Below are 14,098 nucleotides of genomic sequence, written 5' to 3' on the forward strand. Positions count from 1 at the left end.
GCTAAACGCAAGGTAAAATGGTGCTAAATGCAGTACAATGTGCTGCTAAACGTAAGGCGAAAAGCATAAATATGCACCGGATTTGTATAAACAAAACCATTTAGAACCATGAAATACATGGCCGGAAAAGGCAAAATAGTCGTTAAAAAGTTAGGTTTTGGGGGCTAAAAGTGGGTAATTGGGTATAAAAAATAATGAGCTGGCAACCAATCTAGAAAGGCTAAATGGTACAAAATGCAGGTCTTTTTCTTTAAACTGAACATATTGGAAGGCACGAAAGACTAGGAATAGTAGCGATTTTACTACTTTTTGACCCATATTTTCGCTAGAACGGTACGAAAATTAGAGCAGCAATGTAAAATAAAAGATAAGAATTTAAGCTTTTGAGTTGATGAGTTTTTGAGTTGATGAGCTTTGGAGTTGGGGAGCTTTTGAGTTGATGAGTTCTTGAGTTGATAAGTTCTTGAGTTGATAAGTCTTTAAGTTGATGAGTTTTGGAGTTGATGAGTTTTGGAGTTGATAAGCTTTGGAGTTGGGGAGCTTTGGAGTTGATGATGTCTTGAATTAATAGGCTTTGGAGTTGGGGATCTTGTGAATTTGTGAGTTGATGACTTCGGGAGTTGTTGGGCTTTTGTGAGTTTACAAGCTAGAGAGTTGGCTTGTCTACTGCACTCCTCTCAATTTATAGAAATATAAGAAGTCAAGACGACCTCTTCTAAAAAAAATAGGCAGGAAGAAACTCCTGCCTAATATAAAAAAGGGTCGTACCGATGATGTGATGAAAACTCTGAGCTATACATGATTTGAGAGTTCCCCGCCTTTGTAATCCACCGGCTTTACAGCTAACCCGAAGGTCGTGGCCCGCCATTAGCAAAAGAATTCTTCTCGGTTTTCGATTTTATTTTGAAGAGTACCCCAATCAAATCGATACAACCCCCATATCTGTCTCTTTTTGCTGTGCAAAGGTAAGCGTTTTCAGCGATATTACCAAATAATAGCAAGCCTATTTACAACCTCAAACATATCCAAGGCAGGGCTCTGTACATAACCGCTCCCATGTGGGGCATCGAAACCATGTTGCTGTGTTCTTGTCGTTACAACAAATGCCCCGCAGCCCTCTTACCCAATGTAGATCACGCTTTACAGATCTGCCCCGAATTTATTACTGGGTTTTCCATATCCGAAAACCTGCATCTCGCCCATTACCAGTTATACATATAAAGTTGTAAGAGAAGTTAAGACTGTAACTAATTTCGCTGTAGAAAGGGTAAGGGGTGCTCGTCCAGTAATAACCGGTTGATGGAATGGAATTGAACACCCCCTCATAGTAATGTCCCGAAGCTGGCAGAAAAAAGTAATCGTCAACATTGGCAGGCTTACCCTGCGCGACACTCCAGTTGCAATATTGGGCAATCTCGGTACTTTTCGTATAATCCGTGGTTTTATCTGGGGCATGCGTCTTAGAAAATCCTGGTATTTTGCTGCTTTTCCTAAGCCACATCCCACCCGTATATACTTCTCCCATGAGGAACCACGGCGTTGTGTTGTCCCAGTGGGGGTCTCCATACTTTACATACCAGTATATTTCGTTTACATTCGGACACCTTTTGAAATGGTCGAACATAGGCAACACCGCAGGCGCAGTTCCCGAATAGTCCGTGTATCCCTTAATATTGTTGTACCAACGCAAGTGATCCCAAGACCTAGGATAGCTACCATCACTAAAATTGGGGCGAGATGGTTGAAACTTTTTATGCCCCATCCAGTAGTCGTTGCCGGCATCCCACATATAATAGTTGTCGTCCATCAATGGCAGGTCTTGCGAAATCCTCTTGTTTTTACCCTTTGTGAACGTAACCTTACCTGGGTATTTCTTCGTGAGCGTAGCGAACTTCTCTCGGAAAATGTCGTATACGGAATATTCAACAGTAAAGTTTGTGTACTCGCCAGGCGCTACAACCATCGTCACCGTGGTGTCTGCAACGGGGTGTGAATATGGAATTAAGAAGAAATTAAAAGGCATGTTGATGCTCTTGTTCGCACTAGTGGGAACAGGGCGCGAGCCTAAGTCCAAGCCATAATCGGTGAAATTGAATGTCCCACAGATAGCCTGGTCGGCCTTTACTTTTACACCCCTTAGGCAAACGGAAGGTGTTGGCCCATATCTGTTGTATGGAACGAACGTGGCATACGATGCCTCGTGGGTGAGCGTGAACAAATATTTCTTACCTTGCCTGTGGGATATGGCTATGCCGCAATCTCCATCCTTGCCGATGTGCTGTGCGTCGTTGGGCGACTCTTGCATTTGCGTTGCGGCTATTACGACCTTGTTTGGAGATCCGTTTTTGCCCGTGTAGCGAACCCGATAAAAAGTCTTGGTGTAATTTCCTGGTAAAGAAAAACTTGCAGTCGCTTTCCTAGGGCTTCCATTGATGTTGTCTTTAACGCTTTGGTTAAGTTTTGTGCCATCATTAACAAATATCTTGTCGCCTGCCGACCAATAAAAAAGTAAACCGCGCCCATGCTTTCCGTGGTCGTAGTAGCTGCCAGTGGTTCGCGTTGCACTGTCCACTTCGTTAAAAGTGGTGAGTATTTCGTCCTCTCTTGGCTGTTGTGAGGCACTGTCCATAGTTAGGTCTTCATTGTTGCAACCCATTAGCAACAATCCTATTGTTAAGAGTAAAGTAAACTTTTTCATCGACTTAAATGATTTCGGTTGTGTTTTATAAATGCTAAACGCCACCTTAATGGTAGCCATCGTTCACAAAGATGTCTGGCTCCTCATCGAAAAGCCCTTGTTTTGCGTCCAAATCTTGGTTGTCGTCTCCGGCTTCCTTATGTCCGTTTTTGTTGTTGAATGAGGTCTCATTCATTAAGTTTTCAAAGTCTGTAGCAATCACCCAGCTACGGGGCGCCGTGTATTGGCATTTTGTTTCTCCTTTCTTTTTCATGGCATTGCTGTTTTTAATGGGGAGCGATTTTGCCTGTGTCCCTTGTGTTATAGGCTTGGGCAAACGGCTGACGAGGTGGGAATGTGGTTCCTCACAATTGGTGTAGGAAGGTAGGTTGGTTATCCATAGCACGATGTAGTTGGGATATGTCCTACTAGAAATCCCTTATTAAAATGCGGTCACCCTCGCTTTTAACCTAGGAGTTATGGTTGACATTCACATTATGCTTGCCCGATAATGGGCAAACGCAAACATGTGGGCGTAGCGCAAACTTATCCGCAGCGAGTGCACGCCGCTTAGGCCCTATCGTTAAATTTATGAGTATATGTGTTAAGTTTATATTCTGCATAGGGCAAAGATAGTCAATAATCCTAAATTAAACAAATGTTTTAGTAAAATTATATTACATCACATTAACCTATCATAAATATCTGGAAAAAGGAGATAATAAATAAGTGAAACTGAAAAACAACACGACAAAGTTATGTTGAGTTTCAGCTTTCGGAGCATGAAGCCGTCTTGACTTTTAAGGTTTCTGTAAATGGAGAGGGGTTGTTATCTTTGTGCAGTAAGCCGAAAATGCAATTCATCCTAGCACGGGTTACTTAAATTCGAACCCAAAACTAAAGTGTATCATTATATAATTACGTATGCAAGGGCGGGTAGGCAATTTGTCTCTTAGCGCGTTTCCTCTTCAAAAAGGCGGTCGAACCATTGGCGCAATAATACTTTGTTGGGCAAGATATTTCGTATCTCGTTAAGATATTGTTCGTTTATCGAGCCTGGTATCCATAACTTGATGTAGCCCGAAGTAGAATATTTTTCGTTGAGATGTCGTTCAAAGCGTTCCCATTGCGCCTCCCTACTCAACTCAGGATACTGAGTTAGTCCGTATTGCACCGTGCGCCTGAACACCATTTCAGGCTCCAGATCCCTATCTGCCTCGGCAGTTATCTTGCCATACACACTTCGTGGCGAACGCGAACTAGACGCCCGATGGTCTTCAACGGCCTCTTTCAACGTTACGATTTGCTCCTTGGTAAACCATTTTCGCAAGCGTTGGTCGGCCATTAGTATCTTTCCGCTAGTGATATGGTGTATGGCTCTTGGCCCTTCAAGGCCTAAATCGTGATAGGCAGCAGCCACGTATGCCATGTTAACATCGGCTCCAATCTTCTCGGCCAACACCAAAGCACGCTTAATTACGCGCATAACATGTGCCATGTTGTGGGCACGATCGAACTGATTGTAACGTGGAAGTATGTTTCGTTCTACAAACTCCATCAAATCTAGTTGTACAGACGATACTGCCATGAGGGTTTCTTGTTTTAAGTGATAAACGTAAAAAGGAGGAAACGCTTATTTCGATCCTCCTTTTTACGTAGGCGTCTATACTAAGCAGGCGTTATGTGCGGTCTGCTCTGAAATGTAGCCTCTGTTTATGTTTTCTTCCTGTTGCCAGACAAGTTTACGGGGTAACGTTGTTGGCTTTTAAGCCATTTCTTTTTCCGTTCCTCGTACGCTTGGTTCTTATTTTCAATATAATTGTCGGCCATTGTTAACACCTTTGCGTTATTGAACCTTGGTGTAAATCACGCTAAGCTTTATGGGGCTACCCGCTGTATCGGTGCCTTTAAGCAGCTTGGTGCTGGTTAACGACATGTTGTGTACAATCTTCGTGATTACAGTTTCCTTGCCGCCCGACTGGTTTTGACGTGTAACAGTGGTTACGGTTACAGGCACAATCATCAGTTTGTTCCAATTGGGTTTGGTGCGATCGGCCTTTTTCATCACGTTCACCACGTTGGCGATATTGTCAAACGTGTAGGTGTTTGCCGCAAGCGAACCCAAGAACGATGTTTTGTTGTCCATCAAAATGTCTTGCTTAAAGAAACTATCCACACTGTCTACGGGCAACAGCAGTACGTTGTTGGCGGCATCAAGCGCGTTCTTGCTCTTAGTGGAGTTATTGGCGCGAGGCACCGTTAACTTCACTTGGTTGATGTTCTCGCCTTCGTGTCCTCGCGTCAGCTGCTCCACGGGGATGGTAAGCTGCGTGAAAAAGCCTGCCGGCGTTTTCAAATAGGTGTGCTTGCTGTCGCCAAGCAAGGTGGCGTTGTCTACCGAATTGGTTATCTTGGTGTATTGCAAAACTTCTTCCGTCCCAGCAAACGACACCCACGTTGTTGAATCCTTGCCTTTGATCCTAGAACGATAGAACACATTGAGCAAGCAGCCCTCAACATGCGCCATTGCACCTAATCCACCTTTATACTTGAAGTAGAAACCAGGAAGTACTTTGTTGAGGAAGGTGTACGTATTTTTGAAGTATTCGGGGTGCTTGTCGTAGGTCTGCAACAAGTAAGTACCGAAGTTCTTATAAGCCGTTCCGTCTTTGGCAACGTATTGCTCGTTCATGCGGATAAGGATACCTTTTGTTTTGCCAGCAGCCGAAGTAAGGTTGAAACTTACATCTTTGTTGATGGCATTTGAAGTGCGCAAGTAGCCGCCAGCTTCGACATCAAAGTTGGTATAAAAGGTCCTTTTCTCCAACATGGGTTTCTCCATCTCGCGCATGTTGAGCGTCATCACCACGGTAGAGTCGCCGTACGACTTGTCAAAAGGCAAGAACAATTCGCACGAGTCGGCATAAATGTCGTTGCCTTGCTTGCTTACGATGCTGTCTTTAACAGGCAAGCCAAGGTTGGCCAAGCTGTGCAACTGAATCATTGCGTCGCCAGTAATGTACGAACCCGTTTCTGGGTCGCGCACTTTTCCAAGGTAAGCGATGGTGTTTTTAGACAACAGCGAGTCTACAACCACAGAGTTACTGGCTACCGGAAACGAGTCGGTGGCCACAACAAAGCTGCCTTCCTTGATGAGTGAGCCGCCCAAGGTGTCGGTGTTATCGTCGCAACCTACAATGGCTAGGGCCATGCAGGCGATAGGTATAATTGCTTTTAGATTCATGTTCGTTCAGTGTATTGAATGAGGAGGGGCTTGTATTTATTTTTGAGGATATACCACCTCGTAGAACTTTTTATAAGGTTCGGTAAAGTCACTGCCTGGATACTTCAACACGGGAACTCCCTTCTTGTCTGCATAATCAAGTAGTTCTTGTTTTATTCCCTCACTGCCCTCAATCACGCCGTTACTAAAAGCAATGGCCAGCTTTTCCAGTTCAGTGTAATCGAACTCGGGGCTGAACTCGGACAGTGTGGCTGCCTTTATCGACTTATACTCCAAAGTCTTCTTGAAATGGTGTCCAAGCACCCCTTCCAAGCCGTGGTTAAAGAGCGTGGTTACCACCTTTGTGTTGGCGAAAGCGGGTTCGTCTTTGAATGCTTTCTTGATAAGCACGGGGATGTAGGCGGCCATCCAGCCTTGGCAATGAATGATGTCGGGGTTCCAACGCAGTTTCTTAACCGTCTCCAACACTCCTCGTGCGAAGAAGATGGCGCGCTGTCCGTTATCAGAATAGGGCATCCCACTTTCGTCGAGAGCCATTTGGCGTTTCATGAAATAGTCGTCGTTGTCAATGAAATACACCTGAATTCTTGTCGAGGGAATAGACGCCACCTTGATAATCAGCGGGTGATCTGTTTCGTCGATAATGAGATTGACACCCGATAGGCGTATCACCTCGTGCAATTGTCCGCGTCGTTCGTTGATGTTTCCCCACTTAGGCATGAACGTACGTATCTCGTACCCGGCTTCTTGGATGTTAAGCGGCACATTGTAGCCCATTAGAGACATTTCCGTTTCGGGAACATACGGGGTTATCTCTTGATTAATGAATAAGATTTTTTTTGACATACTTGACTTTGTTTTGCTGGGACAACTGGCATCCCACTTCTTAAAACCGACTACAAAGGTACAAAAAAACATTGAGAAACAGGGCGAAACGCTTGCTATTTGAAGTTCGGGCCATTGCTTTTTGGTATATTTTTAATGATATTCTTTCTTATTTAAGAAAAAAGCAGTTATTTTGCATGCGCTTAGAAGATACATAGCAATGAAAGTTTTTACAAAGATTGTAGACCTGCAAGATGCATTATCTTGCCATAGGAAACAACATTCCGCCATCGGTTTCGTGCCAACGATGGGCGCTTTGCATGCCGGACACGCCTCGTTGGTGGAGCGTTCGGTGAAAGATAACGACGTTACTGTTGTTAGCATATTCCTAAACCCCACACAGTTTAACGACAAAAGCGACCTTGAACATTACCCACAAACATTGGAGGCCGACTGTAAACTGCTCGAAAAGGTGGGTGCCGACTACGTATTTGCCCCTTCGGTGAACGAGATTTACCCTACTCCCGATACGCGCGTGTTCGATTTTCCGCCCGTAACAACGGTGATGGAAGGCGCTAAACGCCCAGGACACTTCAACGGTGTGTGTCAAGTTGTGAGCCGTTTGTTCGACATCGTGCAGCCCGACAAGGCTTATTTCGGTGAGAAAGATTGGCAACAGATTGCCGTAGTGAAACGTTTAGTGGAATTTATGGGCAGCAACATTGAGATTGTTGAATGCCCCATCGTAAGAGAAGAGAGCGGATTGGCGATGAGTTCGAGGAACGAAAGGCTTACGCCTAATGAGCGAAAGCTGGCCGCCAACATTTACAAAACCTTAAAGGAAAGCCTTGACAAGGCCAAAACCCTTACGCTTGAAGAAACGCGAAAGTGGGTTATTAATGAGATTAACGCGCACGAGGGATTGGAAGTTGAATACTTTTCTATCGTTGACGGACTAACACTGACCAACCTCGACAATTGGAATGCCAGCCCGTACGTGGTTGGTTGCATCACCGTTTATTGTGGCGAAACTCCAATTCGCCTTATCGACCACATTAAATATAAAGGATAAAAGAGTATGCTTATCGAAGTGTTGAAATCTAAACTGCACTGTGTGACGGTTACCGAGGCCAACATCAATTATATGGGCAGCATCACCATTGACGAGGATTTGCTGGATGCGGCCAATATGATTGCGGGCGAAAAGGTGCAGATTGTAGACAACAATAATGGTGAAAGGTTTGAAACCTACATCATTAAGGGTCAACGCGGCAGTGGCGAAATATGCCTTAACGGCGCAGCGGCTCGCAAAGTGTTGGTGGGCGATACGGTTATCATCATGTCTTATGCCCTCATGGACTTTGAAGAGGCCAAGCAATTTAAGCCCACCGTGGTGTTTCCCGAAAACAATAAGGTATCCAAATAGCAGATAATGGCGGCTTGGGCTAATGCCCATCAACAAGAAAGTGGCCGCCTATTTCTGACTAAACAAAAAAGATGAGCTTGCAAATAAGGCCGTGTCCAGCCCTTTTGCAAGCTCATTTCTTATCTCCCTTTGCGTTTGATAGCGCGAAGGCAAGCGTTTGCCGTTTTTATTCCACCACTACAAGCGGAGTGTCTTCAAGCACGCTTTCGCCTTGCTTAACGCAAACAGCCGTAACTTTACCAGCCTTTTCAGCCTCGATGTTGTTGGCCATCTTCATCGCTTCAAGCACAACGAGCGTGTCGCCAGCAGCAACGGTGTCGCCAACGGCCACCTTAATCTCTGTAATTACGCCAGGCAGAGGTGCCTTAATGGCATTGGCCGTGTTGACATTGGCAGCCTGAGCAGCACTTTCTTCTGCGGCAGCCGCTGGTGCAGGCGCGCCCAAAACCACCTTTTTCTTCTCGGGTTCGGCCTCCGGTTCCATCTCAACCTTGAAACTTTCGCCGTTAACCGTTACCTCTGCAACGTTCTCTTCGATGTCACCGATGGACACTTTATATTCTTTTCCATCGATGGTATATTTGTATTCTTTCATACTTTCTTTATGGTTTTTGTGTCATTGAAAGGAATTTGGCATTCCAAAGGGTGTCTCGTTTCTTGATAGTAATGAAACCAGGCTCTTTGTCGTGCACGTTATTGCCCTTGAACTCGTGAAGTGCCAATGCGATGGCAGCATAGATGTTCTTGTCTTTCGTAGCCATAATTGATAATGATAAATAATTATTGCAACTTACCTATGCCTATTACATGGGCATGCAACCATGTTTCTTGGCTGGCAGACTCTGACGCTTAGTTGCGAGTTGGGCTAAGCCGCGGCAAATGCGGAAACGCGTGTTGCGTGGTTCGATAACATCATCGATATAGCCATACTGTGCAGCTTGGTAAGGATTAGCAAACATCTCTGTATACTCTTCTTCCTTTTCAGCTAAGAATGCCTTAACATCTTCGCCTGCATCTTTTTTCTCCTTTGCCTCCTTAGCACAAAGAACGGCCACGGCACCAGATGCACCCATAACGGCGATTTCGGCTGTTGGCCATGCAAAGTTAAGGTCGGCGCGAAGTTGCTTGCAGCCCATAACGATGTGGCTACCGCCGTAACTCTTACGCAAGTTGATGGTAATCTTAGGCACAGTAGCCTCTCCGTAGGCGTAAAGCAGCTGTGCACCGTGCAAGATAACAGCGTTGTACTCCTGTCCTGTACCGGGAAGGAAACCAGGAACGTCTACCAAACTAACGATAGGAATGTTGAAAGCGTCGCAATATCTCACGAAACGTGCACCCTTTCTAGATGCGTTTACGTCTAGCACACCCGCGTAAGCTGAGGGTTGGTTGGCCACGATGCCCACGCTTTGCCCGTTGAAACGTGCAAAACCCGTGATGATATTTTTGGCAAACTTAGGCTGAACCTCAAAGAATTCGCCGTTGTCGGTGATGGCCGCAATCACCTTATACATATCGTAAGCCTTGTTGGGGTCGTCGGGAAGAATGTCGTTCAGGCTGTCATCCATGCGGTTAATGGGGTCGTCGCAAGCCACATGTGGAGCCTCCTCGGTGTTGTTCGAGGGGATATAGCTTAGCAACTTCTTTATCATGTCCATAGCCTCTTCTTCGGTTTTGGCCGTGAAGTGGGTTACACCACTCTTCGTTGCGTGTACCGATGCGCCGCCAAGGTTCTCCGAATCCACGTCTTCGCCCGTTACCGACTTAACCACTTTGGGACCAGTAAGGAACATATACGATGTGTTTTCCATCATCAGCGTGAAGTCGGTAAGCGCTGGCGAGTAAACTGCACCACCTGCACACGGACCAAAGATGCCAGATATTTGGGGTATTACGCCACTTGCGAGGATGTTACGCTCAAATATTTCGCCATAGCCTGCAAGTGCGTTGATACCTTCTTGTATGCGTGCGCCTCCTGAGTCGTTCATGCAAATAACGGGTGCGCCCATCGTCATGGCCATGTCCATTATCTTACATATCTTCTGCGACATCGTTTCCGATAGCGAACCACCGTTCACCGTGAAGTCTTGCGCATACACATACACGAGCCTTCCATCAACAGTTGCCGAGCCAGCAACCACGCCGTCGCCAAGGTATTGTTTCTTTTCCATGCCGAAGTTGTGGCAACGGTGCAACTTAAACATGTCGTATTCTTCGAAGCTACCTTCGTCTACAAGCATGTCTATGCGCTCGCGAGCTGTGTATTTGCCACGTGCGTGTTGTTTTTCGATAGCTTTTTCGCCACCACCAAGACGGGCTTGTTCGCGCTTTGCGATAAGCTCCTTGATTTTTTCTATTTGTTTGCTCATAAGTTATTTAATTGTTTCCTTATTCTCAAAATATCTGCAAAGTTAGACAAAAGGAACGTAATAATCTAATTTTATGTCCCTTTTGTTGTCCTTTACATGTTTTACTGGGTATATTTTTCTGCTTGTCGGACAAGCATTAGCGGTTTTCTGGCACCTCGTTAGAACTCGAAAAGTGCACGCACATTTATCAATCTACCAGTAAGATAGTTGGGCACGGCATACTGCTGGTTGGTTACATCGGTAATCCAAAAGTAGCTGTTTACGTTGTTTATGCCAAAGAGGTTCAGGCAATCCACGCCCAACCAAATATTCTTAAACGGCGATTTCTTCTCTCTTTGCTCATTATTTAGCAGTCGATAACTCATACCGATGTCGGCGCGCTTATAGGCCGGTGCCCTAAACGAGTGGCTTTCCAGTTGCCTATGCGGTGCAGAGAATGGCAGCCCATCGGCAAAAGCCAACTTCAACGACATCTTCCAACGGTCGGTTCCGGGAAAATAGTCGGTGAAAAACATGTTTATCGAGTAGCGTTGATCGGTAGGAAGAGGTAATGACTTGCCATTCAGTTTCATGCGCGTATCCATCAACGAAAGACTAATCCACGAGTCTGTGCCTGGAACAAATTCGCCATAAAGCTTTAAGTCGATACCTGCCGCATGCCCGTTGCTGAGGTTATCTCCATAATAAACCACCTTCACGTTGTTCACACTGTAAGGAACGAGGTTGGCCAAAGCCTTATAATACAATTCGCCCGTAAGCTTAAAGGGACGTCCCGACACGTTAAACCTGTAGTCCATGCCTGCAATGAGATGCAACGAGCGTTGGCTCTTTATCTTTTTGTTAAGCGTTACGCGCGTCTCGTTGTTCACGGTCGAAGTGTCGCGCAATTCCTTAAAGAATGGGGCTTGATAATAAAGGCCTGCCGCAAAACGCAATGTAAGATTGGAGTTGAAGGCTGGAACGATGCCCAAAGACACGCGCGGACTAACGATTGTTTCCTTATTAAAGTCCCAATGGCTCATTCTGATGCCGTAGTTAAGGGTGTAACGTGTGTTCTCGTTTTTACCACCAAACCGATAAGTGTCTTGCGCATAGGCCTCTACCCTATTTGCATCGAGCTGATTTCTAGCCCTAAGCGAATAGATAAGGTGTAAGTCGGTACCTGTATGTGGTATGCTATATCCGCTAGAATCGCGCATTTCGTACTCATGACTGCGTTCCTCAATATGTTCGCGCTTTAATGTTACGCCGCTTTCCACCTCATGCTGTTTCGACTTGTGGGCAAACACCAACTTTAAGCTTGTTACTCGAGCCTGCAAAAAGTTACGTGCATGCTGAAAATACGTTCCCACACCAAGGTTTTCGCTCGTTTCGGTCTGCGTTAACCAATATTGTCCTTGTATGTCGTAGGTTTCTTTCTCTTTGGTTTGGAAGGCCGAGGCAACCAAAGCGAGCGATGTGGCATCGCCAAAGTTGCGTTTGATACTTAACGAACCGAAGTAAGTGCGAAACAAGTCTTTCTCTTGCCCATCAAAATAAACCTTGAACGAGCGCACGTTTTGCATCGTGCCGAACTTTGTTTCGCGGTCGGCCGGCGTAAAGTTAAATTGGTTGTTGGATATGTTGCCTATGAAATCTATCTGCCACCGCTTATTGGGAATATAGCTAAGATAGGTTTGATGGTCTAAGAAATTGGGACTATACTCGCCCTTTGTTTCAAGCGAACCAAGCAGATATTTGGTTGTTTTGTACCTCACGGCATTGCTCCACGAAAACGTTTTACTGCCTAATGCCACGTAAGCCGACCCGCCTAGCAGGCTCAACGACAAGGAACTTTCAAACCGTGTGGGGCGTTTGTAGGTAATATCCAATGCCGACGACATTTTGTCGCCGTACTTAGCAGCGTAGCCTCCCGTTGAAAATCCAATCTTTTCCACCAAATCGGGGTTGATTACCGATAGGCCTTCTTGTTGTCCGCTGCGCACCAAGAACGGGCGATACACCTCTATATTATTAATATATACGCTGTTCTCGTCGAACGCTCCTCCACGAACATTATATTGAGAAGAAAGCTCGTTATGCGTTGATACGCCTGCCTGTGCCTGTATCAACTCTTCCACGGCATTGCCGCTAGCCGTTGGGGCAAGCTTGTTTACATCCTTTTTCAGTTCTTGTGTCTGTCCCGTCTGTCGGCGCATCTCAGTAATGCTCACCTCCCCCAACGTGTTGTCGCCCTCGTGCAACACCACTTGCAACGTCTGTTTGCCCCGCGGATTTCTCAAAACACGTGTTTTGGTTTTGTAGCCAATCATTGAAAACTTCACCACCACCGAGTCGGCCGAGTGCAAAGTAAGGTTGAACTCGCCTTTCAAGGAGGTAAGCGCCACCTTGCCCTGGCTCAACACCGAGACAGTGGCTAGCTCAATGGGCGACATTTTCTCGTCGGTGACACGCCCTTGCAGCGTAAACGTCTGGGCGTTCAGGCTCGTAGACAACAGCGACAACACAGTCGCACAAATCAATATAACGTAACGGTTCATCGCAAGTATAACGTAATGCGGCCATAAAAATTGCATACCATGAGGAGATTTGTTGCTATGGCAATGCCTGTTGAGGGATAACAGCCAACAAAAGCCCACTGACTTATGCCGTTTTAGTTCCAAAACATATCGAAGTTGCCTAGACTTTTAATGTTTCTAGAATAGAGAGGAGTGCAGAGCAAACCAACTCTCTGGTTTATAAACACACGAATACATCAACTCATCAACTTACAAGCCCACCAACTCACAAACTCACAAACTTATCAACTCACAAGCTCATCAACTTACAAGCCCACAAACTCGTCAACTCACAAACTTATCAACTTGCAAGCCCACCAACTCGCGACCTCATCAACTCTCATCAACTCACGAGCTCACAAACTCGTCAACTTACAAGCCCACCAACTTACAAGTCCATCAACTCATCAACTCAAAGACTTAATTTTATTGTTTTTATTTTACAATAAGCTTCTAATTTTCATTCCGTTCTAGCGAGAAAACTGGTTATAAAGTAGTAAAATTGCTACTATTTCTAACCTTTCACACCCTTAAAATTGTTTACTTTTAAGAAAACCACCTGCTTTTTGCACCATTTAGCCTGTCTAGTTTGGTTGTCAGCTCATAATTTACCCAGCCCAATCACACGCTTTTAGACCCTAAAACCCCACTTTTTAATGCCCATTTTGTCCTTTTTAGTCCTATTTTTAATGGCGAAAAAGGTTTTGTTTATACCGTTTACTGTGTATTTTTATGCTTTTCACCTTGCATTCAGCAGCATTTTGCACTACGTTTTGCAGCATTTCACCTTGCGTTTAGCACCAAAACACACTGCATTTAGCACCAAAACGCAGTGCATTTAGCACCAAAATGCACTGCATTTAGCGGCAAAACGCACCGAATTTAGCAGCAAACAACCAAAATAAGGGTGAAAATGGCGGTCTATCCAAATAAATATTCATTTCGCTGCATTCACATACTAACCGCTTTTTGCATCAAAACCAACCTTCGCGAGAATCG

12 protein-coding genes are annotated in these 14,098 nt (G+C 45.3%); 2 read left to right on the forward strand and 10 right to left on the reverse strand.

Annotated elements, in window-relative coordinates; genetic code table 11:
• Positions 1 to 1,162 precede the first annotated feature (1,162 nt).
• The 6 genes from HMPREF2955_RS08670 to HMPREF2955_RS08690 form a co-directional block, all read right to left on the reverse strand.
• Positions 1,163 to 2,698 (reverse strand): hypothetical protein, encoded by a 1,536-nt coding sequence (locus HMPREF2955_RS08670; protein ID WP_139145521.1) that lies wholly within the window; start codon positions 2,696 to 2,698, stop codon positions 1,163 to 1,165.
• Between the two features lie 46 nt (positions 2,699 to 2,744).
• A complete protein-coding gene (locus HMPREF2955_RS08675; protein WP_044260633.1) occupies positions 2,745 to 2,951 on the reverse strand; it encodes a hypothetical protein in 207 nt (68 codons plus the stop codon).
• A gap of 678 nt (positions 2,952 to 3,629) precedes the next feature.
• Positions 3,630 to 4,265, reverse strand: coding sequence for an HD domain-containing protein (locus tag HMPREF2955_RS08680; RefSeq protein ID WP_070722699.1), 636 nt, complete (start codon positions 4,263 to 4,265; stop codon positions 3,630 to 3,632).
• Positions 4,266 to 4,390: 125 nt separating this feature from the next.
• Positions 4,391 to 4,507: a dehydrogenase gene (locus tag HMPREF2955_RS16570; protein WP_210401296.1), complete on the reverse strand. Its 117-nt coding sequence runs from the start codon at positions 4,505 to 4,507 to the stop codon at positions 4,391 to 4,393.
• A gap of 16 nt (positions 4,508 to 4,523) precedes the next feature.
• Entirely contained in the window at positions 4,524 to 5,921 is a 1,398-nt protein-coding gene (locus tag HMPREF2955_RS08685) for a DUF4270 domain-containing protein (RefSeq protein WP_070722700.1), read from the reverse strand.
• A 36-nt stretch (positions 5,922 to 5,957) separates the two neighbouring features.
• Positions 5,958 to 6,767 (reverse strand): glycogen/starch synthase, encoded by an 810-nt coding sequence (locus HMPREF2955_RS08690; protein ID WP_044260568.1) that lies wholly within the window; start codon positions 6,765 to 6,767, stop codon positions 5,958 to 5,960.
• Positions 6,768 to 6,966: 199 nt separating this feature from the next.
• On the opposite strand from HMPREF2955_RS08690, the gene panC reads away from it, so the two are divergent.
• Together panC and panD are read left to right on the forward strand one after the other, a co-directional pair.
• The gene (gene panC / locus HMPREF2955_RS08695) at positions 6,967 to 7,818 is read left to right on the forward strand and encodes a pantoate--beta-alanine ligase (RefSeq protein WP_070722703.1); all 852 of its coding nucleotides are present in this window, start codon (positions 6,967 to 6,969) and stop codon (positions 7,816 to 7,818) included.
• Between the two features lie 6 nt (positions 7,819 to 7,824).
• Complete coding sequence (gene panD, locus HMPREF2955_RS08700) at positions 7,825 to 8,172, forward strand: aspartate 1-decarboxylase (protein ID WP_019188422.1); 348 nt, start codon at positions 7,825 to 7,827, stop codon at positions 8,170 to 8,172.
• A 166-nt stretch (positions 8,173 to 8,338) separates the two neighbouring features.
• On the opposite strand, the gene HMPREF2955_RS08705 is transcribed toward panD, so the two are convergent.
• From HMPREF2955_RS08705 to HMPREF2955_RS08715, 4 genes are all read right to left on the reverse strand, one after another.
• Positions 8,339 to 8,767, reverse strand: coding sequence for a biotin/lipoyl-containing protein (locus HMPREF2955_RS08705; protein ID WP_070722706.1), 429 nt, complete (start codon positions 8,765 to 8,767; stop codon positions 8,339 to 8,341).
• Between the two features lie 7 nt (positions 8,768 to 8,774).
• Complete coding sequence (locus HMPREF2955_RS16245; protein WP_009229805.1) at positions 8,775 to 8,933, reverse strand: hypothetical protein; 159 nt, start codon at positions 8,931 to 8,933, stop codon at positions 8,775 to 8,777.
• 42 nt (positions 8,934 to 8,975) lie between these two features.
• Positions 8,976 to 10,541: an acyl-CoA carboxylase subunit beta gene (locus HMPREF2955_RS08710; RefSeq protein ID WP_070722707.1), complete on the reverse strand. Its 1,566-nt coding sequence runs from the start codon at positions 10,539 to 10,541 to the stop codon at positions 8,976 to 8,978.
• A gap of 158 nt (positions 10,542 to 10,699) precedes the next feature.
• The gene (locus tag HMPREF2955_RS08715) at positions 10,700 to 13,081 is read right to left on the reverse strand and encodes a TonB-dependent receptor (RefSeq protein ID WP_070722709.1); all 2,382 of its coding nucleotides are present in this window, start codon (positions 13,079 to 13,081) and stop codon (positions 10,700 to 10,702) included.
• Positions 13,082 to 14,098: the final 1,017 nt, after the last annotated feature.

Source organism: Prevotella sp. HMSC073D09, assembly GCF_001814145.1.
GTDB lineage: Bacteria > Bacteroidota > Bacteroidia > Bacteroidales > Bacteroidaceae > Prevotella > Prevotella conceptionensis.

Bases quoted from the DNA above. Each gene is read 5' to 3' on its own strand.
- HMPREF2955_RS08680 (WP_070722699.1), bottom strand. From the start codon at position 4,265: ATGGCAGTATCGTCTGTACAACTAGATTTGATGGAGTTTGTAGAACGA.
- HMPREF2955_RS08710 (WP_070722707.1), bottom strand. From the start codon at position 10,541: ATGAGCAAACAAATAGAAAAAATCAAGGAGCTTATCGCAAAGCGCGAA.
- HMPREF2955_RS16570 (WP_210401296.1), bottom strand. From the start codon at position 4,507: ATGGCCGACAATTATATTGAAAATAAGAACCAAGCGTACGAGGAACGG.
- panD (WP_019188422.1), top strand. From the start codon at position 7,825: ATGCTTATCGAAGTGTTGAAATCTAAACTGCACTGTGTGACGGTTACC.
- HMPREF2955_RS08690 (WP_044260568.1), bottom strand. From the start codon at position 6,767: ATGTCAAAAAAAATCTTATTCATTAATCAAGAGATAACCCCGTATGTT.
- HMPREF2955_RS08670 (WP_139145521.1), bottom strand. From the start codon at position 2,698: ATGAAAAAGTTTACTTTACTCTTAACAATAGGATTGTTGCTAATGGGT.
- HMPREF2955_RS08685 (WP_070722700.1), bottom strand. From the start codon at position 5,921: ATGAATCTAAAAGCAATTATACCTATCGCCTGCATGGCCCTAGCCATT.
- HMPREF2955_RS16245 (WP_009229805.1), bottom strand. From the start codon at position 8,933: ATGGCTACGAAAGACAAGAACATCTATGCTGCCATCGCATTGGCACTT.
- panC (WP_070722703.1), top strand. From the start codon at position 6,967: ATGAAAGTTTTTACAAAGATTGTAGACCTGCAAGATGCATTATCTTGC.
- HMPREF2955_RS08715 (WP_070722709.1), bottom strand. From the start codon at position 13,081: ATGAACCGTTACGTTATATTGATTTGTGCGACTGTGTTGTCGCTGTTG.
- HMPREF2955_RS08675 (WP_044260633.1), bottom strand. From the start codon at position 2,951: ATGAAAAAGAAAGGAGAAACAAAATGCCAATACACGGCGCCCCGTAGC.
- HMPREF2955_RS08705 (WP_070722706.1), bottom strand. From the start codon at position 8,767: ATGAAAGAATACAAATATACCATCGATGGAAAAGAATATAAAGTGTCC.